The sequence below is a fragment of the Bacteroides sp. PHL 2737 genome, assembly GCF_004115325.2.
In the GTDB taxonomy this organism is placed as follows: domain Bacteria; phylum Bacteroidota; class Bacteroidia; order Bacteroidales; family Bacteroidaceae; genus Bacteroides; species Bacteroides hominis.
In genome coordinates, this window is sequence record NZ_CP040630.1 from 2,269,727 (window position 1) to 2,292,578 (window position 22,852).

16 protein-coding genes are annotated in these 22,852 nt (G+C 41.7%); 12 read left to right on the forward strand and 4 right to left on the reverse strand.

Annotated elements, in window-relative coordinates; all coding sequences use genetic code 11:
• The first annotated feature begins 39 nt into the window (after positions 1-39).
• From DBK98_RS09195 to DBK98_RS09205, 3 genes are read left to right on the forward strand one after another with little or no spacing between them, the layout of a single operon-like run.
• Positions 40-591: an RNA polymerase sigma factor gene (locus DBK98_RS09195; protein ID WP_005775784.1), complete on the forward strand. Its 552-nt coding sequence runs from the start codon at positions 40-42 to the stop codon at positions 589-591.
• A 17-nt stretch (positions 592-608) separates the two neighbouring features.
• Positions 609-1,022, forward strand: coding sequence for a hypothetical protein (locus tag DBK98_RS09200; protein ID WP_005810006.1), 414 nt, complete (start codon positions 609-611; stop codon positions 1,020-1,022).
• 28 nt (positions 1,023-1,050) lie between these two features.
• A complete protein-coding gene (locus DBK98_RS09205; protein WP_032535665.1) occupies positions 1,051-1,503 on the forward strand; it encodes a hypothetical protein in 453 nt (150 codons plus the stop codon).
• A 170-nt stretch (positions 1,504-1,673) separates the two neighbouring features.
• Here DBK98_RS09205 and mazG read toward each other — a convergent pair whose 3' ends face one another.
• Both mazG and DBK98_RS09215 read right to left on the reverse strand, forming a co-directional pair.
• Complete coding sequence (gene mazG, locus DBK98_RS09210; RefSeq protein WP_005775787.1) at positions 1,674-2,459, reverse strand: nucleoside triphosphate pyrophosphohydrolase; 786 nt, start codon at positions 2,457-2,459, stop codon at positions 1,674-1,676.
• A gap of 2 nt (positions 2,460-2,461) precedes the next feature.
• Positions 2,462-3,526 (reverse strand): DUF3810 domain-containing protein, encoded by a 1,065-nt coding sequence (locus DBK98_RS09215; RefSeq protein ID WP_032531808.1) that lies wholly within the window; start codon positions 3,524-3,526, stop codon positions 2,462-2,464.
• Between the two features lie 116 nt (positions 3,527-3,642).
• Between DBK98_RS09215 and DBK98_RS09220 the strand changes: the two genes are divergently transcribed.
• Both DBK98_RS09220 and DBK98_RS09225 read left to right on the forward strand, forming a co-directional pair.
• The gene (locus DBK98_RS09220; protein WP_032535667.1) at positions 3,643-6,273 is read left to right on the forward strand and encodes a valine--tRNA ligase; all 2,631 of its coding nucleotides are present in this window, start codon (positions 3,643-3,645) and stop codon (positions 6,271-6,273) included.
• 116 nt (positions 6,274-6,389) lie between these two features.
• A complete protein-coding gene (locus tag DBK98_RS09225) occupies positions 6,390-8,285 on the forward strand; it encodes an ATP-binding protein (RefSeq protein ID WP_032531810.1) in 1,896 nt (631 codons plus the stop codon).
• A gap of 23 nt (positions 8,286-8,308) precedes the next feature.
• On the opposite strand, the gene DBK98_RS09230 is transcribed toward DBK98_RS09225, so the two are convergent.
• Complete coding sequence (locus DBK98_RS09230) at positions 8,309-8,890, reverse strand: RNA polymerase sigma-70 factor (RefSeq protein ID WP_005775793.1); 582 nt, start codon at positions 8,888-8,890, stop codon at positions 8,309-8,311.
• Positions 8,891-8,994: 104 nt separating this feature from the next.
• On the opposite strand from DBK98_RS09230, the gene DBK98_RS09235 reads away from it, so the two are divergent.
• The 5 genes from DBK98_RS09235 (at position 8,995) to DBK98_RS09255 (ending at position 17,379) form a co-directional block, all read left to right on the forward strand.
• Positions 8,995-10,017 (forward strand): FecR family protein, encoded by a 1,023-nt coding sequence (locus tag DBK98_RS09235; protein ID WP_005809988.1) that lies wholly within the window; start codon positions 8,995-8,997, stop codon positions 10,015-10,017.
• A 251-nt stretch (positions 10,018-10,268) separates the two neighbouring features.
• Positions 10,269-13,571 carry a SusC/RagA family TonB-linked outer membrane protein gene (locus DBK98_RS09240; RefSeq protein ID WP_005809985.1) on the forward strand — a complete coding sequence of 1,101 codons (3,303 nt, stop codon included), beginning with the start codon at positions 10,269-10,271 and terminating at the stop codon, positions 13,569-13,571.
• A 13-nt stretch (positions 13,572-13,584) separates the two neighbouring features.
• Complete coding sequence (locus DBK98_RS09245) at positions 13,585-15,105, forward strand: SusD/RagB family nutrient-binding outer membrane lipoprotein (protein ID WP_032535669.1); 1,521 nt, start codon at positions 13,585-13,587, stop codon at positions 15,103-15,105.
• Positions 15,106-15,193: 88 nt separating this feature from the next.
• Entirely contained in the window at positions 15,194-16,222 is a 1,029-nt protein-coding gene (locus DBK98_RS09250; protein WP_032531830.1) for an endonuclease/exonuclease/phosphatase family protein, read from the forward strand.
• A gap of 83 nt (positions 16,223-16,305) precedes the next feature.
• Positions 16,306-17,379, forward strand: a complete 1,074-nt coding sequence (locus DBK98_RS09255; protein WP_032535670.1) for a metallophosphoesterase — start codon at positions 16,306-16,308, stop codon at positions 17,377-17,379.
• Positions 17,380-17,585: 206 nt separating this feature from the next.
• Here DBK98_RS09255 and DBK98_RS09260 read toward each other — a convergent pair whose 3' ends face one another.
• The gene (locus tag DBK98_RS09260; RefSeq protein ID WP_005775800.1) at positions 17,586-18,161 is read right to left on the reverse strand and encodes an RNA polymerase sigma-70 factor; all 576 of its coding nucleotides are present in this window, start codon (positions 18,159-18,161) and stop codon (positions 17,586-17,588) included.
• 135 nt (positions 18,162-18,296) lie between these two features.
• On the opposite strand from DBK98_RS09260, the gene DBK98_RS09265 reads away from it, so the two are divergent.
• Together DBK98_RS09265 and DBK98_RS09270 are read left to right on the forward strand one after the other, a co-directional pair.
• Complete coding sequence (locus tag DBK98_RS09265; protein ID WP_005809974.1) at positions 18,297-19,304, forward strand: FecR family protein; 1,008 nt, start codon at positions 18,297-18,299, stop codon at positions 19,302-19,304.
• A 167-nt stretch (positions 19,305-19,471) separates the two neighbouring features.
• Positions 19,472-22,852, forward strand: coding sequence for a TonB-dependent receptor (locus DBK98_RS09270; RefSeq protein WP_005809971.1), 3,381 nt, complete (start codon positions 19,472-19,474; stop codon positions 22,850-22,852).

Consider the following 22,852-nt stretch of genomic DNA (forward strand, 5'->3'; position numbering starts at 1 on the left):
AATTGTCTAATATAACATATACGAATTACAAACGAACCTATGAACCCTTATAATGAACGAGAGGTTTTGGCACTCCTTCAGGATGAGAGGACACAGAAGCAGGGATTTGAGCAGATCGTTTCGCTGTATAGCGAACAATTATACTGGCAGATCAGGCGGATGGTACTTTCACATGACGATGCCAATGACCTTCTTCAAAATACTTTCATTAAGGCATGGATAAACATTGACTATTTCCGGGCTGAGGCAAAGCTGTCTACCTGGCTTTACCGTATTGCCCTGAACGAATGTATCACTTTCCTGAATAAACAACGGGCTATGAATACAATTGCCATTGACGATCCGGAGGCCGACGTGACTCAGAAACTGGAGAGCGATCCTTACTTCTCGGGGGATCGGGCAGAGTTATTGCTTCAGAAGGCATTGCTGACCCTTCCTGAAAAGCAACGGATGGTGTTCAACCTGAAATATTATCAGGAAATGAAATATGAAGAGATGTCGGAGATATTCGGCACTTCGGTGGGGGCTCTGAAAGCTTCTTATCACCATGCCGTGAAAAAAATCGAGAAGTTTTTGGAGGAGGCTGATTAAACCTTTTAATATGCATAATGTCTAAGAAGAAGAGAGGAGAAGAACGTATGAAAGAAGAAGATAACATATTGAAGAAAGTGGGGAGGGAGAATTCCTTTAAAGTACCTGAGGGATACTTTGAAAACTTGACTTCAGAGGTGATGGGTAAACTTCCGGAAAAAGAGAAGCCTGCTTTTGAAGAAGTGAAGCAACCCACAATGTGGACCAGGGTGAAACCTTTATTCTATATGGCGGCTATGTTTATAGGAGCTGCATTGATTATCCGTGTGGCTTCTTCAAATCACCAGCCGGCAACGGTGGATGATCAACTGACTGCAAATGATGCAGGAACCGAAGTTGTTTCGGATGAATATATTGATGTAGCACTGGATCGCTCGATGCTGGACGATTACTCTTTGTACGTCTATCTCAGTGATGCTACAGCTGAATAAGTAAACTAAACTGATTTAATAAAGCAAAATGAAGAAACTGATTATTCTATTGATTATAGTTTGTAGTTGTATCCCGGCACTGAATGCCATGGGAGATCCTAACCAACATTTGTCACCCGAAGAATTCAGGGCCAAACAACGAGCATTTATAACAGAAAAAGCCGGTCTGACTAAGGAAGAGGCAGCAAAGTTCTTCCCGGTTTACTTTGAATTACAGGACCGGAAAAAACAACTGAATGACGAGGCCTGGAAGTTGCTTCGTAGCGGTAAAGATGATAAAACCACTGACGCACAATATGAAGAAATATTGGAAGGGGTATACGATGCCCGTATTGCTTCAGACCGTCTGGATAAAACTTATTTTGAGAAGTTTAAAAAGATACTTCCGTGTAAGAAAATTTATCTGATACAGCGAGCAGAAATGCGTTTTCACCGAGAGTTGTTGAAAGGGGTTCGTGATAACAAAGGAAAGAAAAAATAGAATGAAAAATTGCTCTCCTGCAAGAGCGGGAGAATTTACCACAGACTTAACGGATTGCACAGATAAACACTAATTGGGGATATTTATTGATCCGTCAATTACATACTCTGCGCAATCCGTTAGTTTGCAGTGGAATTTTGGTATTATCCTTTTAGAGGAGAGAGGACTTTTTACAGTCCTTTCTTTTTGGCTTCATCCCAGATTGCATCCATTTCTGCGAGAGACATCTCTTTCAGGTTTTTGCCTTCCTTAATGGTGTGTTCTTCCAGATAGTTGAATCGGCGGATGAATTTTTGGTTTGTACGTTCTAAGGCATTGTCCGGGTTGATCTTGTAGAGACGGGCAGCGTTGATGAGGCTGAACATGACATCACCGAATTCGGCTTCCGCCTTATCTTTGTCCATATGGGCTATTTCTACCTGAAATTCTGCAATTTCTTCTTTGACTTTTTCCCAGACTTGCTCTTTTTCTTCCCAATCGAATCCTACATTACGTGCTTTGTCCTGCATCCGGTAAGCTTTGATAAGTGAGGGCAGGGCAGTAGGGACTCCGCTTAATACAGTTTTATTTCCGTCCTTTTCCTTTAGTTTCAGCTGTTCCCAGTTTTCGGATACTTGTCCGGCTGTGTCGGCTTTTACTTCTCCGAAAACATGTGGATGGCGGAAAATCAGTTTTTCGCAGAGTTTGTCACAAACATCTTTCATGTCGAAATCACCGGTTTCTGAGCCTATTTTTGCATAAAAGGCCACGTGCAGCAATACATCTCCCAACTCTTTACAAATATCTTTTTTGTCATCGCGCATCAATGCGTCGCACAATTCGTAAGTCTCTTCGATAGTATTGGGGCGCAGACTTTCGTTGGTCTGTTTGCGATCCCAGGGACATTTTACCCGAAGTTCGTCGAGTATATCCAGGAAGCGCCCGAAGGCTTCCATCTGTTCTTCTCTTGTATGCATGTTTATTCTTTATTTGATTCTTTTTTCCATTCGTTGTATGAAATCAGCAGACCGATGACTTCCGAATAGTTTTTCCGTCCGCTTTCTATTTTGTTTCCTTTCAGATATAAGTCATATATCCAATCTTGAATATCACCTATCAACGGGCTATATTTAGCCATCCAATACTCTTGATCCTTCCGGGCGAGTTCGATGATTTCCGGACGTATCCGACTGAATAATTCCCGGTATTCATTTTCTGTCATCAATCTGCGGGCATTAGCAAGCACATGTCCCAGGATAGAGAAGTAACCGCTAAAGCGGATTTCTCTATTTGTAGAACGTGTGCAGACCTGATAGGCGTAAAAGTTGGCTTCCGCTTCACTGGTTATACCCAATAAGTGGGCCAGTTCATGCGTATAGGTTGCCGGATATTGTGGAGGTAACAAGTCACCATTCAGCGTGAACTCACAGAAAAACGGTCCCATGCTTCCTGTTACTCCTACCATTGAAATAAGTGGAGTGAACAACATTGTTTTGACCTGTGGCATGGAGTGTGGAGGATGGTGTACGCCGAGACTGTCACTGATCAGACTGTACTGGCTGACTGCCTCTTTACAGATGGTTTCCTTGTCGATCCGGGTTATGGGAACGTATGATTCATTCAGTAAATAGATGTATTGGTTTACAAAGTGGTCAAAATTTTCCGGAGTATAGGTAATATATGGTATCCCTGTACGCTCGTAGAAGTTTCTTTGCGAATAGTTGAGTCCCCATGCCAGGTAAAACCATACATAGATCCATGCCAGATATTCCGTATCCCTTCTCAGGATTGTTTTCCAACTTAACTTTTGGCGGATGCGTGCGTATACCGGATAAAGAATAATCCCTGTAATACTGAATGCTATGAACAGGTCACCCAAAGCAAAAGGAAAGAAATTGGAAAAACCGGACAGGACGTACGAGATAACAGGATAGACCGAGCGTGCATATCCTTCCCCCATTGCCGGGATCGCCTGAGTGACCCAGACAAGGATAATTAAAGTTCCTAAAACAGAGTACCGTATGACTCGCTTTTTGCTTTTCATTGCTACTTCTTTCTTTCGAGGAACAAAAGTACATATTCCTGTCCCTATATTCTACTTATTTTTATTAATTTTGCGCCAATCTTTCGCAATAAACTAATAAAATAGATATATACAACATGGAATTAGCAAGTAAGTACAGCCCTGCTGACGTGGAGGGAAAGTGGTATCAGTATTGGCTGGACCATAAATTATTCAGTTCGAAACCCGATGGACGTGAACCTTACACCATCGTTATTCCGCCCCCTAACGTCACCGGTGTGCTGCATATGGGACACATGCTTAATAATACCATTCAGGATATCCTCGTTCGTCGTGCACGTATGGAAGGCAAGAATGCTTGTTGGGTGCCGGGAACCGACCATGCCTCTATCGCTACCGAAGCAAAGGTGGTGAATAAGTTGGCTGCACAGGGTATTAAAAAGACTGATCTGACTCGTGACGAGTTTCTGAAGCATGCTTGGGCATGGACAGATGAACATGGTGGGATTATCCTGAAACAGCTCCGTAAGTTGGGGGCATCCTGTGACTGGGACCGTACTGCTTTTACTATGGACGAAAAGCGTAGCGAAAGTGTGCTGAAAGTATTTGTAGACCTTTACAAGAAGGGACTTATTTACCGTGGCGTGCGTATGGTAAACTGGGACCCGAAGGCATTGACAGCTTTGTCTGACGAGGAGGTGATTTACAAAGAGGAGCATGGAAAGCTGTATTATCTGAGATATAAGGTAGAGGGTGAAGACAGTTATGCCGTTGTTGCGACTACTCGTCCGGAGACGATTATGGGCGATACCGCTATGTGTATCAATCCGAATGACCCGAAAAATCAGCACCTGAAAGGTAAGAAGGTTATTGTTCCGCTGGTAGGCCGTGTCATCCCGGTGATTGAGGATGATTATGTAGATATCGAATTCGGTACAGGATGTCTGAAAGTGACTCCGGCACATGACGTGAATGACTATATGCTGGGTGAGAAGTATAACTTGCCAAGTATTGATATTTTCAATGATAACGGGACTATCAGCGAAGCTGCCGGTATGTATATCGGTATGGACCGTTTTGAAGTTCGCAAACAGATTGAGAAAGATCTTGAAGCCGCCGGATTACTTGAAAAGACGGAGGCATATACCAATAAAGTCGGCTATTCTGAACGTACCAATGTAGTGATAGAGCCTAAACTCTCTATGCAGTGGTTCCTTAAGATGGAGCATTTGGCTCAGATTGCCCTTGAGCCGGTGATGAAGGATGAGATTAAGTTTTATCCTGCCAAATATAAAAATACTTATCGTCATTGGATGGAGAACATCAAAGACTGGTGTATCAGTCGTCAGTTGTGGTGGGGACACCGCATCCCGGCTTACTTCCTTCCGGAAGGCGGATATGTAGTAGCCGTTACTGACGAAGAAGCATTGAAACTGGCTAAAGAAAAAACAGGCAACGATTATCTGACAATGGCTGACCTTCGTCAGGATGAAGATTGTCTGGATACTTGGTTCTCTTCTTGGCTGTGGCCTATTTCTTTGTTCGATGGCATCAATAATCCGGGTAACGAAGAAATTAACTATTACTATCCTACCAGTGACCTGGTGACCGGTCCGGATATTATCTTCTTTTGGGTGGCTCGCATGATTATGGCAGGCTATGAGTATGAAGGTAAAATGCCGTTTAAAAATGTATATTTTACGGGTATTGTCCGCGACAAATTGGGACGTAAAATGTCCAAGTCGCTCGGCAACTCACCGGATCCGTTGGAGTTGATAGAGAAATACGGAGCAGATGGTGTACGTATGGGGATGATGCTTTCGGCTCCTGCCGGAAACGACATTCTTTTTGATGATGCACTTTGCGAACAGGGACGTAATTTCTGCAATAAAATATGGAATGCTTTCCGACTGGTGAAAGGTTGGGAGAATGGAATGGGAACAATCGATATTCCGGCGGATGCACACCTGGCTGTACAATGGTTTGACCAAAGACTGGATGCTGCCGCAGTTGAGGTAGCCGATTTATTCAGCAAGTACCGTTTGAGCGAAGCGTTGATGCTGATTTATAAACTGTTCTGGGATGAATTTTCTTCATGGTTGCTCGAAATCGTGAAACCTGCTTATGGACAACCTGTAAACGGATTTATCTATTCAATGACTTTGAGTGCTTTCGAACGTCTGTTGGCTATGCTCCATCCTTTCATGCCATTTATTACGGAAGAATTGTGGCAGCAGTTACGTGAGCGTGAGCCGGGGGCAAGTCTGATGGTAGAACCGTTGGCAGAAGTCGGAGAAGTGAACGAGGAGTTCTTGAAACAATTCGAAACGGCTAAAGAGATAATCAGTAGTGTGCGTGCCATCCGTTTGCAAAAGAATATTGCAATGAAAGAACCGCTTGAGTTACAAGTGGTAGGAGTAAACCCGGTAGAGAAAATGAACCCTGTTATCTTTAAAATGTGTAACTTGTCTGCTATTCAGGTAGTGGATGTAAAAGCTGACGGAGCTTCTTCATTCATGATCGGAACGACTGAGTTTGCAGTCCCCTTGGGTAATATGATCGATGTGGAAGCTGAGATAGCACGTATGGAAGCCGAACTGAAACATAAAGAGGGCTTCTTGCAGGGCGTTTTGAAGAAACTCAGCAATGAGAAATTCGTGAGTAATGCGCCGGCTGCCGTTATTGAAATGGAACGCAAGAAACAGGCTGATGCCGAAAGTATCATTAAATCGCTCAAAGAGAGTATTGCATCTCTGAGAAACGCGTAAGAAGATCTTTTTAGAAGATAAATATAAAAGGGCACTCTAAAATAATAGGGTGCCTTTTTCTGTATACGAATAATAATGATACCTTTGTCACCGATTTTAGCAATCGACCGTTACAAATGAAACAAATGCAATTCAGATACTTCTGTTTCCTTCTGATTCTGTTGGGAGGAATGAACTGTCGGCTATCGGCTCACAAGGACAGGTCCGGTGGAGATGTGTTGTTTCTGAATTCTATTAACTTTAATCTTCCCTGGGCAAAAAGTATATATTGGTATGTACATCAGGAATTGCAGAAGGAAGATGTTGCCGTAACGGCTGAATCTCTGTCTGTACCGGCCCTTTGTAGCCGTAAAGAGGCAACTGCAATTGTAGAACAGTTACGTCGAAAGCATGATATACCTCCTCGATTGGTTGTTTTTATAGGTGACCCGGGATGGATTGTCTGTCGGGAGCTTTTTGATGATGAATGGAGAGATGTGCCGGTCATCATTACTAATGCCCGGGACCGCTTGCCGGCAACACTTGATGTTTTGCTGTCTCACGAACCGTTGACTGAAACCAATACCGTTCCGGCTAAAGAATGGCGCAAAGGATATAATGTGACTACATTGGGGCAAACGTATTATGTAAAAGAGACTATCGAACTGATGCGGCAAGTGATGCCCGGGATGAAACGAGTTGCTTTTATATCCGATGACCGATATATCAGTGAGGCAGTTCGTGGCGATGTCAGTCAGGCTGTGGGCAGATACTTCCCGGAGCTGAGTCTGGAGCAGTTGTCAACCAAAAATATTTCTACTGAAATGCTGCTCGATACTTTGAGCGGATATGATAAAAACACCGGATTGATTTATTATTCGTGGTTTGAATCGCATAACCAAGACGACAATAACTATTTGTTTGATCATATTCAAGAGATTATTACCCGATTTGTGCACTCTCCCCTGTTTTTGCTGGCTGCTGAGGATTTATCCAATAACACATTTGCGGGAGGGTATTATGTATCGGTGGAGTCATTCGGAGATTCATTATTGCAACTGATTGAACGTGTGTTGAAAGGAGAGCAACCCCGCGAAATTCCGTCTGCATTAGGGGGTGAGCCGGCCGCTTATCTTTGTTATCCGGCTTTGCAGTCCTACCAAATCCCTGTTTCGCTTTATCCGGAAGGGGCTGTATATGTAAATCTTCCTATGAGTTTCTTTGAGCAGTATAAAAAGGAGATTTTACTAACGGTATTTGTTGTGCTTCTGGTAGCAGGTGCCATTGGCTTTTATATTCATATTCTTAAGAAAACTCATCAACGCCTGGAAGAGGCGCGTCTGAAAGCGGAGGAGGCTAATCAATTAAAATCAGCTTTTCTTGCGAATATGAGTCATGAAATACGTACCCCTCTGAATGCTATTGTCGGTTTTTCAAACCTGCTTTCGCAGGTAGAAGATAAAGAAGAGATGAAAGAATATGCCGATATCATTGAAACCAATACAGATCTTCTGCTTCAACTGATCAGCGATATTCTGGACATGTCGAAGATCGAGTCCGGAATGTATGATTTTCATATAACCCGTGCGGATGTCAATCAAATGATGTCGGAGATAGAACAAGTGGGTAAACTGCGTATCAAATCGGAAGAACTTGTTCTAACTTTTGACGAACAATTGCCCCAATGTATTTTATATACTGATAAGAATCGGCTGACACAAGTCATTATTAATTTGTTGACCAATGCGATTAAGTTCACTTCCGGAGGGGAGATACGGATGGGATATCGGTTGAAAGATGCCGCAACATTATATTTTTATGTGTCTGATACAGGCTGTGGCATGTCCACCGAACAGTGTGAGCATGTGTTTGAACGTTTTGTCAAATATAATCCTTTTATACAAGGTACCGGGCTGGGACTATCTATCAGCCGGATGATTATTGAAAAACTGGGAGGTGAGATCGGGGTTACCTCTGAGGTTGGTAAAGGCTCTCTTTTTTGGTTTACTTTACCCTATCGGACTTCTGTATAGTATTTGCTGAATGCTCCGCTGTTTTAACGCAGCAGGAAGGATAGCAGGACGGGCAGATAATCTTTCAGATCGATGCGCAGTTGTTTCAGTGCCTGCTGAATCCGGTAATCTATCGTTTTGGGAGATACTCCTAAGCGTTCGGCTATTTCGTTGTAGGTCAGATTCTGGAAACGATTGAGCTCGAATGCTTCGCGGATATTTTCCGGGAGTCGTGCCAAAGCTTCTTCTATTTTCTCGGTTAATTCTTGCATGACGTAGAAATCGGGATCATCATACTGTGATTGGAGATTGTCGAAAATCATCTTTTCGATTCTTTGTTTCACTTCGTTCCGATTGATAAGAGTCAGGCAACGATTTTTAACAGCTTTGAACAAGTAACTTTTCAAAGAAGTTTCAAATGCCTGCATCTCTTTATTTTCCCAAAGCCAGACCATTACATCCGATACAATCTCCTGTCCGTCGTCCGGTTCCACAAACAGCCGGGCGTAAGCGCACAAGGCGGGATAGTGCCGGAGAAACAGCGCTTCAAATGCGTCTTCATTTCCCTGTTGTATCTGATAAAAAAGAATTTCGTCGCTTGTTGTATGCGATGTATTGTTGTGCATGTAAACCCTCGTTTTGGGCAAAAATAATATTTTTTTCAAAAAAAATACGTTTTTAGGTTAGGAGATTTCTGATTTCATTCGTCTTATCTATAAAAGCACGAATTATGGATGAATCCTATTACATAAATGAGTCAATTCTTTTAAGCTATTTTGCCGGGGAGCTTCCTGCTGACAGACAAAAGGAGGTAGAAGAGTGGATTGCTACTTCGGAGGAGAATACGAAGACAGCACGGGATATTTTTCAGCTTTACCGGGCAGCCGATACATTGAACTACATGAAGCACGTAGATTCTGTTGCGGCTTTCCATCAGGTAAAGGACCGAATACACAAACATCAACATAGAGTTTCATGGATGGTGTGGGGGCAGCGTATTGCTGCTTGTTTGGCTCTGCCGCTGCTTGCCACCACCCTTTATCTGATTTTGAAAAACTCCCCCGTGGAGTATGTGGAGATACGGACAAATCCCGGTATGGTTGCTGAAGCGAATCTGCCGGATGGAACTAAAGTTTGGCTGAACTCGGGATCTTCACTTAAACATCCTACCAGGTTCACAGGAGATATACGTAACGTAGAACTTGATGGAGAGGCTTACTTTGAGGTGCATAGAGATAAGAGTAAGCGATTTATTGTTAATACGCCTTTCCGTATTCAGACTGAGGTTTTGGGTACGGAGTTCAATATAGAGGCTTATCGGACGGACAGTGTGGTAAGAACTACCTTAGTATCGGGCTCTGTGAAATTGTCATTTCTGGGTGAGGGTGACAAGCAACGGACCTTTGTGATGAAGCCTGATGAGGAGTTTATCTATAATCCGGAAACACGTACAGTGAGGACCGACAAACCTTATGTGAAAACTTATACGGCCTGGAAAGACGGTCAGGTGGTATTTAGGAATACCCCGCTGTCTGAGGCTTTGAAAATACTTACCAAGCGGTTTCATGTGGAGTTTATCGTAAAAGATTCTACTCTTTATGGAAATTCATTTACCGGAGTATTCAGCGAACAGCACTTACCTCTGATTCTTGAACACTTTAGGCTTGCTTCGGGCATACAGTATAGATTTATAGAACTGGAACATAACACACAGCAGACAATACAGCAGAAAATGAAAATAGAGCTATATTGACCATTTGAATATTAAACTTTTAAAATCTGATACCTATGACAACACGTCCACCTTAAAACAAAAAAACATACAGGAAAATACGCCAATATTTTCCTGTATGAAAGTCCACCGTCCGCTTGTTTGGCGACAAGTTGTGCGGTTAATAGAATTTTTTAAATCAAAATCACTACAAATCTATGACAATTTACTTAAACTTCCAATTTTTCGGGAGGCAGAATATCTTTTCGCTTCTGAAAAAAATACCTTTGTGTATGAAACTATCAGCGATCATGTTGTTTGTCTTTGCCAGTATGGCATTTGCGGCTAAGGGTTATAGCCAGTCAGTACGTGTGACATTGAATGTCAGCAACAGCAGTCTTCAGAAAGTGCTGGATGAAATAGAGAAGCAGTCGGAATACCACTTTTTCTATAATAATAAGCAGGTGGATATCTCTCGGAGTGTGACTATTAAAAGTACTCAAAAAGAGATCAGCCAAGTTTTGAATCAGCTGTTTGCTGGTACGGATATCGGTTATAAAATATTGGAGAATAGTATTATCCTGTCTCCTAAACAGATTTTGGAAACGACTGCTGCACAACAGCAGACCACTAAAAAGATAAAGGGACTGGTTACTGATGAGGCCGGTTTACCCATTATCGGAGCTAATATTAAAGAAAAGGATTCCGGAAACGGGACGATTACAGATGTCAACGGTAACTTTAGTCTTTCTGTAGGAACTAAAAGCTCAATTATCATTTCGTATATCGGGTACATCACCAAAGAAGTTCCTGTGGGTAATAATACTTCACTTACTGTTCGGTTGGCCGAGAACACGAAACTGCTCGATGAGGTTGTTGTAACGGCATTAGGTATCAAGCGCGAAGAGAAGGCTCTGGGGTATGCCGTGCAAAAAGTGGACGGAGATCGGCTGGCTGCTGTAAAAACAGTGAATGTTGCTACTTCGTTAACGGGCAAGATTGCCGGATTGAATGTAAAAAACAGTACAGAGTTCAATACAGCTCCTTCACTCTCGTTGCGTGCATCTGCCCCCCTGTTAGTTATCGACGGTGTACCTTATGGTAATGTGGGATTGAATGATATAGCAGCTGATGACATCGAATCGGTTGATGTCCTGAAAGGAGCTACGGCTTCGGCACTCTATGGTGCCCGTGGAGGTGCCGGTGCAGTGATGATTACCACTAAAAAAGGTAAGGAAGAAGGATTGAATGTGACTGTAAACAGCAGTACCATGTTTGCAGCCGGATATCTGAGAAAGCCGGAGGTACAAACTTCATATAGTTCCGGGTCACAGGGGACTTATTCCACCGGAGGATATGTATGGGGAGACAAACTGGACATCGGACGTACAGCATTGCAATATGATCCGTATACTCACGAATGGGTGGATATGCCTTTGGTTTCGAAAGGTAGAAATAACTTAAAGAACTTTCAAGAATTGAGTTTGGTGACAAACAACAATGTAAGTGTATCCCAGAAAGGTAAATATGGTAGCGTACGTACTTCATTGACCCATGTATATAACAAAGGGCAGTATCCGAATCAAAAATTGAATAAGATTACTTACTCAGTATCGGGCGATATGAAATGGAAGAAATTTTCTTTTGACGGAGGTCTGACTTATAACAAACGTTTCTACCCCAACGATATGGGAGCCGGATATGGTGGAAGTGGTTTCCTTTATAATTTGTTGGTATGGTCAGGGGCTGAGTATGATATACGGGACTATAAAAATTACTGGATTAAACAGGATGAACAGCAGAAATGGATGGATACCAAATGGTATGATAATCCATATTTCATTGCGAACGAAATTACGCGTTCAAGCGATTATGATTTGATTAACGGATATCTTTCTGCCAATTATGATTTTACTCCTTGGTTGAACTTATCACTGCGTTCGGGGCTGGACTCGTATTCACAGAAAAAAGAGTGGCGGAATGCTGTAAGTGCTGTGGGTGGTTGGCATAAACAGGGTTATTATGGTCTGCAACGCTTAGGCGGATATAGTTTAAACAATGACTTGATACTGTCTGCCGATCATAAATTCGGTAATTTCAATGTCGATGGTTTCGTGGGTGGAAACGTTTATTACTGGAAGAGTGATAATATTTTGGCTGAAACACAAAATGGTCTGAAAATTCCGGGATATTACTCATTGAAATCATCTGTAGACCCGTTGAAAACAACCAGTGGTATTACTAAAAAACTGGTGACCAGTGTATATGCAAAAGCTTCTGTTTCGTGGAAGAGTACTTTATTTCTGGATGTAACGGGACGTAATGACTGGTCATCTTCCTTGCCGTCGGAGACACGATCTTATTTCTATCCGTCTGTGGCCAGCAGTGTTGTGCTTTCGCAGTTTATCCCAATGCCTAAATTTATTGATTTCTGGAAAGTGAGAGGTGCATGGACACAAACTAAGAGTGACCTGGGAGTATATGATACTAACAATACTTATAGTGTGTCTACCGATTTGTGGAATGGTGAGAGTGCTGCATATTATCCCACATCTATCCGTGGTGTTGCGGTGAAACCTTCGGCTACACGTTCTTATGAAATCGGTACGGCAGTCCATATGTTTAAAAATCGTCTGAAAGTAGACTTTACTTATTATAATAAGCTCTATTACAATCTGACTCGTAGTGCCGGCATCAGCAACTCTTCTGGATTTACGTCTACATTGATCAACATTGATGAAGAATATGTGGGTCGTGGGGTAGAATTGACCCTGTCAGGCGATATTATCAGAACAAGAGACTGGAACTGGGAATCGGCTTTCAACTGGTCACGTGACCGTTGGTATTATACCAAAATAGACCCGGTATATTCTACACAGAAGCCTTGGGTAGCTGCCGGTAAACGTTGGGATTGGTACGGAATTTACGATTGGGAACGCGATCCTCAAGGAAATATTATCAATTACAATGGTTATCCTAAACAGAGCGATTACCAGTCGGTTATCGGTTATGAATATCCTGATTGGATATGGGGCTGGACGAATACGATAACTTACAAGAATTTCACTCTCTCCTTTACACTTGACGGACGGGTAGGAGGTATGGCACACTCGAAAACCAATCAGGCGATGTGGAACTCGGGAGCACATATTGATTCGGACAATCAGTGGCGATATGATGAAGTGGTGAATAAGAAGACCAATTTTGTAGGTACCGGAGTGAAAGTCGTTTCCGGGAGTGTAGATTACGATTCGAACGGAAAAATTATCCATGACGATCGAGTATTTGCTCCGAACGACGTACAAGTATCTTACGAGTCGTATATGAAAAGTACTAACCCGTATATAGGTACCGTGACACGTCAGAATGTATTTGACGAGACGTTCTTCAAACTGCGTGACCTCTCGCTGAGCTATCAGATGCCTAAGTCTGTTTGCAACAAACTGCATATGAAAGGTTTGACACTGGCTTTTGTCGGACAAAATCTGTTTGTATGGACTAAAGAGTTCCGCTTTACCGATCCCGACAGTGACTCAGATAACCTAAGTTCTCCGTCCACTCGTTATTTAGGCTTTAATGTAAAATTGGATTTTTAAAAGATAGAATAATATGAAACGAATTAATAAATACATATCGTTGTTATTGGTAACTACCTTGCTGGCTTCTTGCGATAAGTTCGATGAAATCAACACAAATCCCGATGCAACCACTAAGGTTACCTCTTCACTGCTGGCGACCGGATTACTTTTGGATATTACATCGTCCAGTGCCAGTAAATCATTTATATATGACGATCTGCTTGCCAAACAGATGGCATGGGGCGAAAGTATGGAAGATTACCAGTATAATGTGTTCGGACGTTCCGGTTTCGGAGGATACACGACACTGATTAATGCACAGAAGATGGTCGAATCTGTTACGGATGATAATGTGAATGCATACGATGGTCTGGCGCATTTTATAAAGGCCTACAAAATATTCTATATGTCGATGGAAATGGGGGACCTTCCTTACGAGGAGGCTTTGCAAGGTGAATTAGGGTTGGTGCGCCCTAAATACAATACCCAAAAGGAAGTGATGGGGTTTGTTTTGAGTGATCTGGAAAGAGCATACGAATTATTTTCCTCAGCTAAAGATTTTGATGGTGATCCGATTCTGGGAGGTAGTATCAGCAAATGGAAGAAAGCGACTACAGCATTTCAGTTGAAAGTTCTGATGCATCTTTCGAAGAAAGAGAGTGATGTAGATTTGAATGTGAAAGAACGTTTTGCCCGGATCGTGGCATCGGGTAGCTTAATGGAATCAAACGATGATAATCTTCAGATGAAATATGCGGATAAAGCGAATACTGTATATCCTTTCCATAACACAAATACTAAACACGCCGGTTATGCCATGCTTTCTACTATGCTGATTGATAAGTTTAAGGCAACCGGAGATATCCGTATGTTCTATTATGCCAAACCGGCAAAGGCTAAACTTGATGCAGGAGTGACCGCTGACAGTTGGGATGCTTATATCGGGACTGATCCGTCATTGCCTTTTGAGCAGATAGAGAAGGCTTATGCCACAGAACAATATTCTGGATTTAATGCGCGGTATACTGATTATCCTTCCGGAGAACCGGTTGTCCGATTGGGATATGCCGAACAGAATTTCATTCTGGCAGAAGCTGCCGTGAGAGGATGGATTTCGGGTGATGCAACTACTTATTACAAGAAGGCAATCAGAGCTCACATGGAGTTTATAGCTGCTAATACTCCGGATGAAGAGATCTATCATCATGGACATCCGTTGACGCAGGAAGCGATTGCGGCTTTTCTTGAAACACCGGCTATACAGTTAAGTGGTGAGAGAGAGGGAGACCTTGAGAAGATATTGACACAACGTTATCTGGCATCGTTCATGCAACATCCGTATGATGTTTATTATGACTACCGTCGTACAGGGTATCCGGTATTACCGATTAATCCTGCAACCAACCGGAATACGATGAATGACAGACTGCCTATGCGCTGGATGTATCCGAAATCAGAGTCTGATTATAATCTGGAGCATCAGAACGAGGCTTTGCAACGTCAATTCGGGGGAGTAGATGACGTTAATAAACTGATGTGGATTTTGCAATAAAATAGAGTTTTAGAAGAGGTGTGTGCAGAATGGAGAGAAATGCTTTCTGTTCGCACCTCCTCTGGTTTTTAATACATTTATTAATATGATGTTGAGATATAGTTTATTAAGTATAGTCTTATGGCTATCTACTGTAATGGCTTATGGCAAGGGAAACGAAGTTAAAGTCCTCCAAATGAATATCTGGCAGGAAGGTACCATGGTGAAAGGGGGCTTTGAGGCAATAGCTGACGAGGTGGCTCGTCTGGAGCCGGATATCGTGATGTTTAGTGAAGTGAGAAACTATCATGGAAAACAATTTATTTCGCGTATACTACAGGCTTTGGAAGAACGTGGAAAGAGATATTATGGTGAAAACAGCAAGTTGGATGTAGGTATTTTATCTAAATATAAAATTGAAGAACAGGCTCCTAATTGTCCCTTGGAAGATGATGCCGGTTCCGTACTGAAAGCCCGCATACGCATTAATGGAAGAGATGTTGTTGTATATTCCGCACATTTGGATTATACACATTATGCCTGTTATCTGCCAAGAGGATATAGTGGCGTTACATGGAAAAAGTTGGATGCACCGGTACTGGATGTAGCGGTGATTGAGAAAGCCAATAATGAATCTTTGCGTGATGAAGCGATTCGTCATGTGATAGAAGATGCCCGGAAAGAAAAGGGGAATATTGTTTTATTAGGCGGTGATTTCAATGAACCTTCACATTTGGACTGGAACGAAAATACGAAGAAATTGTGGGATCATAACGGGACGGTAGTTCGGTGGGATTGTTCCGTTCTCCTTGAAAATGCGGGATTTAAAGATGCCTACCGGACAAAATATCCTAATCCGATCACACATCCGGGATTTACTTTTCCGTCTGATAATGAAGGTATAGCTGTAGAAAAGCTGTCGTGGGCACCTGACGCTGATGAACGGGACCGTATTGATTTTATTTATTTCAGGCCTGACAAAAAATTGAAATTGAAGGATGTATCTGTGGTAGGACCTTCAAAATCGATTGTCCGCAGTAAACGTATAGAGGAGAGAAGCAAAGATTTATTTATAACCCCGTTAGGGGTGTGGCCGACGGATCATAAAGCTGTAATGGCCACTTTTCTTCTGAAATAATTAGGAGGATACAGGGGTTATTGCCAGTGAGTATTTATATCTTTGCTACTTAATTTTATTTGAAATATTTAAATGTAATACTTATGAACAGGAAAAACTACTTATTAGCTTTTATTCTTTGTATGCAGACTTTATTTGTTTCTGCGCAAGTTTATCCGGTACGTGCAAAACTTACCGATAAAAATTCTTTTTCAATGATTCTGTTGCCTGATCCACAGAGCTATACAAAGTTCGATGCCAACCAACCTCTTTTTGAGCTGCAGACAGCATGGGTGGCTAATAGCATTGAGTCTCTGAATATAAAAGGAGTGCTTTGTACCGGTGATTTGGTGGAGCAGAATGAAATACGTATTCCAGATGGAGTGAACGGGAATCAGACAAGTGAAGAACAATGGCGTGCCGCTTCGCGTGCATTTGAGCGCTTGGACGGAAAGCTGCCTTATGTGATTTGTACCGGCAATCATGATTATGGATATCAAAAAGCAGAAAATCGTTTGTGCCATTTTTCTGATTACTTTCCTTCAGAGAGAAATTCTTGCTGGAGAGAAAGTCTGGTTGCTGTAGGAAATAACTATCAGGGCATACCAACACTGGAAAATGCTGCTTATGAATTCGTGACTGATACCTGGGGTAAGATTTTAGTTGTTTCTCTGGAGTTTGCTCCTCGTGATGAAGCTTTGGAGTGGGCGAAGAAAGTGGTGGATTCACCTCGCTATAAGGATCATAAGGTGATATTGTTGACGCATTCATATCTGGCATGGACAGGAAAAATAATTGAAAAAGAGAATTATAAAATGACACCTGCCAATTATGGACAAGCTATTTGGGACAAGTTGGTCTATCCTTCAAAGAATATTTGTATGGTGATTTGTGGACACGAATGTGAGATAGCCGATTATAAGGATAATGTCAGTTTCCGGATTGATAAAAATGCATCCGGTAAAAATGTTCCTCAAATGATGTTCAATGCACAGACAGCAGATGGACAATGGTTTGGTAACGGTGGAGACGGGTGGCTGAGAATTATGGAATTTATGCCTGATGGAAAAACGATTAAAATCAAGACTTTCTCTCCTCTTTTTGCTCTCTCTCCTCTGACTTGCGATAAATCGTGGAGAACAGATTCTTATGATCAGTTTGATATTACGATAGAATAAACAGTGCATGTGTAAAGGAGGGGGGTGTCGAAACTCACCATAGAGAACACAGAATAACACAGATGTGTCTTTAAGTTGTTGATGATCAATGTGAATAATCTCTGCTACTCTGTGTCCTTTGTGGTGAAAAGACTTTTGACACAACTCCTTCTTTTTATTCGGTAACTCTGCCTCCTTTTATAATGTCTATCTTTCGTCTGTGCGAACTACGCTGCCAGAAAAATTAATGCCAATGATAAGAATTCCTTGAGTTCCTTGCGTAGTAATTTCAGTGCCTGTTGTATACGATAATCTACGGTCTTAGTAGATATATTAAGGAGCTCTGCAATTTCTTTGTAACTCATATCCTTGAAGCGGTGCATGATAAATGCTTCTCGATAAGATTCCGGTAACGCTGCTATGGCTGTGTGAATCCGTTTTGTTAATTCTTCTATCTGATAGAAGTCTACATCGTAAATCATTGCCTGATTTTTTTCATAAAATAGTGTATCTGCGCGATATTTTACCTCTTTCTGCGCGATGCGGTTTAATGCACGGTGATATATCATTTTTAGCAGATATTGGCTTAGTGATGATTCAATAAGTAATATCTCACGATTCTCCCATAGCCAAAGCATCACATCCTGTACAATTTCCTCCGCATCCTCCAAATCCACAAACCGGTGGGCGTATGCACATAACGTTGGATAGTATTTTCTGAACAAGGCGTTAAAAGCCTTTTTATCCCCTTGTTGAAGTTTGGAAAGCAATAAAATCTCTTCTCTTGTCCGGTTTGGCTTCATAGATCTAAGAATTTAATTTATATACAAAGATAGTCTTTTCTTATTAAAACAAAGATTTTCTAAAAAAAAATGGAATTAAGTTTAGGAATCCTATTTTCCCACCTGTCTTATTAATAAAAGAGTTGAGTTATAAATATGAATCAAGAAGATATAGACCATTTACTACCTCGCTATTGTGAAGGACTGGCTACGGAAGAAGAGTGCAGGCAGGTGGAAGCCTGGATAGGAGAATCGGAAGAGAACCGGAAGATGGTTGATCAGATGAATACTCTTTATCTGGCTGTAGATACAGTTAACGTAATGCGTAAGGTGGATACGGAGAAGGCCTTGGATAAGGTTAGGAGTAGAATGGTTGTAAAGAAAACAACTTGGTGGGAGTGGATACAACGTACCGCTGCTGTTTTATTCATTCCTTTGTTTATAGCTTTTGTGGTGCAATACATGAACAATAGTAAACCTGTCTTGAGTCAGATGCTTGAGATTAAGACGAATCCGGGAATGACAACTTCGGTGGTACTACCAGATAGTACGGTCGTTTATCTGAATTCGGAATCTTCTTTACGTTATCCAACTTTTTTTGAAGGTGATACACGAGATGTGGAGTTGCGGGGAGAGGCTTATTTTGCGGTAGCAAAAGATTTAAAAAAGAAGTTTTTCGTCTCTACTCCACATGCATCAAAGATAGAAGTATTGGGTACCCATTTTAATGTGGAGGCTTATGAAGATGAACCGGACGTCTCGACCACGTTGGTAGAAGGACATGTTTGTTTTCATTTTAATGATAGAGATTATCGGGTTAAGAAAGTTGTTATGAAACCCGGACAAAAGCTTGTTTATAGTTCGACAAGCGGTGATGTGCGGCTATATGCTACATCTGGCTTGTCGGAAACCGCCTGGAAAGATGGCAAGATCATATTCAGTAATACGCCGTTGGAAGTAGCGTTGAGAATGCTTGAAAAACGTTTTAATGTAACTTTCATTATAAAGAATACACGTTTAAAAACAAATGCGTTTACGGGTACATTCACCGAACAACGGCTTGAACGCATATTGGAATACTTTAAAATTTCGTCCAAGATACAATGGAGATACCTGGAGAGTCCTGATATTCAGGATGAACGGAGTAAAATTGAAATTTATTAATTAACCCTTAAAAGAAATGCTTATGAAAAACAAATCTCCTTGAACTACTAAAAACGTATGGAAAGATATTGGCGTATCCTTCCATACGTAAAAGAGTAAACCTTTTGAGCTTGTTTAGCGACAAGCTAAGATAAACTATTTTTTTAACTTTAAGTCAATACAAAATTATGCAAAATTATTTTAGCATCCAATTATTGCGGGTGGTAAAGTCTTCGCTTTGGCTGACCTCGAATAAAATACCAAGAACTATGCGACTATTTATTCTATTCCTAATTTGCTCTATGAGTTTTGTGCATGCCACAGATGTTTTTGCACAAAAGGTGGAGATCAGTATTGATATACATAATCAAACTGTAGAGAAAGTTCTGAAAGAAATAGAAAAGCAATCGGGCTTTGGCTTTTTCTTTAATAACAAACATGTTAACCTGAAAAGGATGGTTTCCGTTTCAGTTGACAAGAGTGATATATTTAAAGTGCTGGATGAAATCTTTGAAGGGACTAATGTGAAGTATTCCGTTTTGGATAAAAAGATTATTTTATCTACCGAAATGACATCGAAGCAACAACAAACGGTAAGAGTTTCGGGAAGAGTGACGGATGTGAACGGAGAACCGGTGATTGGTGCCAGTGTCGTTGAGAAAGGGACAACAAACGGTATCATAACTAATTTAGAGGGAGAGTTCTCCTTATCAGTGAGTTCGGAGAAAGCGGTGGTTGAGATTTCTTATATCGGATATCAGACTCAGGAACTGAAAGTTGTTTCGGGAAAACCATTAAGTGTTACGATGAAAGAAGATACCCGGGCTTTGGAAGAGGTGGTCGTGGTTGGATATGGTTCACAGAAGAAAGTGAACGTGATTGGTTCGATTGCTGCGGTGGATAGTAAGAAACTTGAATCCAGAACCGCTCCCAGCGTTTCGAATATGCTGACCGGACAACTATCCGGAGTAACAATTACACAATCGAGCGGTAATCCCGGACAAGATCAAGGTACAATTCGTGTACGTGGCGTCGGTTCTTTTGGAGCAACCCCCGATCCTTTGGTGTTGGTTGACGGACTTCCCGGTAGCTTGAATGATTTGAATCCAGCTGATATTGAGAGTATTTCAATCTTGAAAGATGCTTCCTCTGCTGCTATTTACGGTTCGCGTGCTGCGAACGGTGTTGTACTTGTGAAAACCAAGGGTGGTCAAAAGGGTAAGGTTACCGTAAGTTATAACGGTTATGTCGGATTTAATCAGGCTACTGAATTACCTGAAATGTGTGATTCGTGGGAGTATGCCGAACTGTACAATAAAGCAATGGGCAAGGAGGTTTATACGGCAGAAGAGATTCAGAAATATAAAGATGGTTCCGATCCGTACAATTATCCTAATGAACACTATCTGGACAAATTATTGGGTAACAAAGGGCTGCAAACCGGACATGAACTGACTGTGAACGGAGGCAATGATAAAACACAATATATGGTTTCCTTTGGCTATGTAAAACAGAACGGGCTGATGAAACACAATCACTATGATCGTTATAACGGCAGAGTGAATCTGACGACAGAATTGGCTAAAAACCTTACATTAACCACACGTTTAGGCGGTGTCGTTTCAAAAAGAAGCGAGCCTTCTACTCCGGGTGGAATGGATTCTGCAGGATTTAAAGCTTTTTCAAGCAATGCACTTCGTTTCCCAGGATTGTGGGCTACCAAACTGGAAGATGGTTCGTACGGTTTAGGACCCAAGGTGCTTGGTACACCGTTGGCATGGTTGGATAGTGGTTCTTTTTATGATGAAAACTTTGATAAATTCCGTTCTAATGTAGAGTTGGCGTTTACACCGGTGAAAGGTTTAACTTTGAAAGCTATCGGAGGATATAATTATACCGGTCAGCAGATTCGTCACTATCGTTCGGCTATGGAGATTACAGGCGGTAAAAAGTTGGGTCCTTCTTCTCTGTCGGATACCATGTATAAAACGGTCTATAAAACGTTTCAGGCATTGGCAGATTACAATGTGAAATTCAGCAAGAATGATTTGTCTGTATTAGTCGGTTATACTTGGGAAGATGAATCGCAGAGAACCGTAGGAGGAAGCCGCCTGAATTTCCCATCGGATGAAGTCCCCTACCTGAACGCCGGAGGAGCTGATGGGCAAACCAATTCCGGTGGAGGCTATGATTGGGCCATTATGTCTGTTTTCGGACGTTTGACTTATAATTATGACCAACGCTATTTGTTTGAAACCACGATGCGCTATGATGGTTCTTCCCGTTTCCCGACAGATAATAAATTTGGTTTCTTTCCATCTGTTGCCGCAGGATGGCGTTTATCGGAGGAGCAATTTTTCAAAGAAGCAGAGTCACTGAGCTTTATTGATAATCTGAAGCTGAAAGCATCATACGGTATTCTGGGTAATAACAATATTGGTAACTATCCTTATCAGTCTACTTATGCTCTTGGAAAAGCAATGAACTATGTATTCGGGGGTGTTTATACTCAGGGTGCCGCAGTGACTACCTATGTTGATCCGACTCTAAAATGGGAAAAGACCCGTACTACGGATGTCGGTATCGAGACTGCTTTCTGGAAGAACAAACTGACGTTTAATGCAGCTTATTTCTATCGTAAGACAACAGACATCCTGTATAAACCGAGCGCAAGTTATTCTTCTATTTTTGGTCTTGCACTTTCGCAAGTCAACACAGGAAGTCTTGAAAACAAGGGATGGGAGTTTGAAATAGGGCACCAGAATAAGGTTGGTGAATTTAGTTATCATGTTAACGGAAACTTTTCCATTATCAAGAATAAAGTGATCAGTCTGGGTGTAGGAGATGTGGAGCAAAAGAGTGGAATGATAGGTAATGGTAGCAATCTGTTCCTGGGTTATCCGATGAATATGTTTTACGGTTATAAGACGGATGGCGTATTCTTGACTGATGAAGAAGTAAAAGAATGGCATGATCAGAGTAAGATTGCTCCTAACTCCAAAGCGGGTGATTTGCGTTATGTGGATATTTCCGGTGACGGAAAGGTGGATGAAGCCGATAAAGCTTATTTGGGATCGAAGATACCTCAATATACATTTGGTTTAGGATTGGGTGCCGAATACAAAGGATTCGATTTCAATATATTGCTTCAAGGAGTGGCCAAAGTAAAAGGACAGTTGACTAATTATGCCGGTTATGCTTTCTTCCAGGAAGGTAATATCCAGAAATGGCAGGCAGAAGAGACCTGGACGAATAATCAGTCGAACCGGTATCCTAAATATCCTCGTCTCGAGGTGATGTCGAATGCGGGTAGCAACAATACGCTGGGCTCTGACTTCTGGATTCTGGATGCCTCTTATCTCAAAGTGAGAAATATCCAGTTAGGATATACATTGCCCAAACATATAACTCAGAAGTTCGGTTCCTCCAACCTTCGTTTTTATATATCACTTGATAATCCATTCTCCATCAGCGGATATCGTAAAGGCTGGGATCCGGAAATTAATACAGACGGTAGTTATTATCCTATTCTGTCAACTTATACATTTGGTTTAACCTTAAAATTTTGA

What these genes read in the sequence shown, in the direction of transcription:
- DBK98_RS09195 (WP_005775784.1), top strand. Translation starts at nt 40, where the DNA reads ATGAACCCTTATAATGAACGAGAGGTTTTGGCACTCCTTCAGGATGAG.
- DBK98_RS09200 (WP_005810006.1), top strand. Translation starts at nt 609, where the DNA reads ATGTCTAAGAAGAAGAGAGGAGAAGAACGTATGAAAGAAGAAGATAAC.
- DBK98_RS09205 (WP_032535665.1), top strand. Translation starts at nt 1,051, where the DNA reads ATGAAGAAACTGATTATTCTATTGATTATAGTTTGTAGTTGTATCCCG.
- mazG (WP_005775787.1), bottom strand. Translation starts at nt 2,459, where the DNA reads ATGCATACAAGAGAAGAACAGATGGAAGCCTTCGGGCGCTTCCTGGAT.
- DBK98_RS09215 (WP_032531808.1), bottom strand. Translation starts at nt 3,526, where the DNA reads ATGAAAAGCAAAAAGCGAGTCATACGGTACTCTGTTTTAGGAACTTTA.
- DBK98_RS09220 (WP_032535667.1), top strand. Translation starts at nt 3,643, where the DNA reads ATGGAATTAGCAAGTAAGTACAGCCCTGCTGACGTGGAGGGAAAGTGG.
- DBK98_RS09225 (WP_032531810.1), top strand. Translation starts at nt 6,390, where the DNA reads ATGAAACAAATGCAATTCAGATACTTCTGTTTCCTTCTGATTCTGTTG.
- DBK98_RS09230 (WP_005775793.1), bottom strand. Translation starts at nt 8,890, where the DNA reads ATGCACAACAATACATCGCATACAACAAGCGACGAAATTCTTTTTTAT.
- DBK98_RS09235 (WP_005809988.1), top strand. Translation starts at nt 8,995, where the DNA reads ATGGATGAATCCTATTACATAAATGAGTCAATTCTTTTAAGCTATTTT.
- DBK98_RS09240 (WP_005809985.1), top strand. Translation starts at nt 10,269, where the DNA reads ATGAAACTATCAGCGATCATGTTGTTTGTCTTTGCCAGTATGGCATTT.
- DBK98_RS09245 (WP_032535669.1), top strand. Translation starts at nt 13,585, where the DNA reads ATGAAACGAATTAATAAATACATATCGTTGTTATTGGTAACTACCTTG.
- DBK98_RS09250 (WP_032531830.1), top strand. Translation starts at nt 15,194, where the DNA reads ATGTTGAGATATAGTTTATTAAGTATAGTCTTATGGCTATCTACTGTA.
- DBK98_RS09255 (WP_032535670.1), top strand. Translation starts at nt 16,306, where the DNA reads ATGAACAGGAAAAACTACTTATTAGCTTTTATTCTTTGTATGCAGACT.
- DBK98_RS09260 (WP_005775800.1), bottom strand. Translation starts at nt 18,161, where the DNA reads ATGAAGCCAAACCGGACAAGAGAAGAGATTTTATTGCTTTCCAAACTT.
- DBK98_RS09265 (WP_005809974.1), top strand. Translation starts at nt 18,297, where the DNA reads ATGAATCAAGAAGATATAGACCATTTACTACCTCGCTATTGTGAAGGA.
- DBK98_RS09270 (WP_005809971.1), top strand. Translation starts at nt 19,472, where the DNA reads ATGCAAAATTATTTTAGCATCCAATTATTGCGGGTGGTAAAGTCTTCG.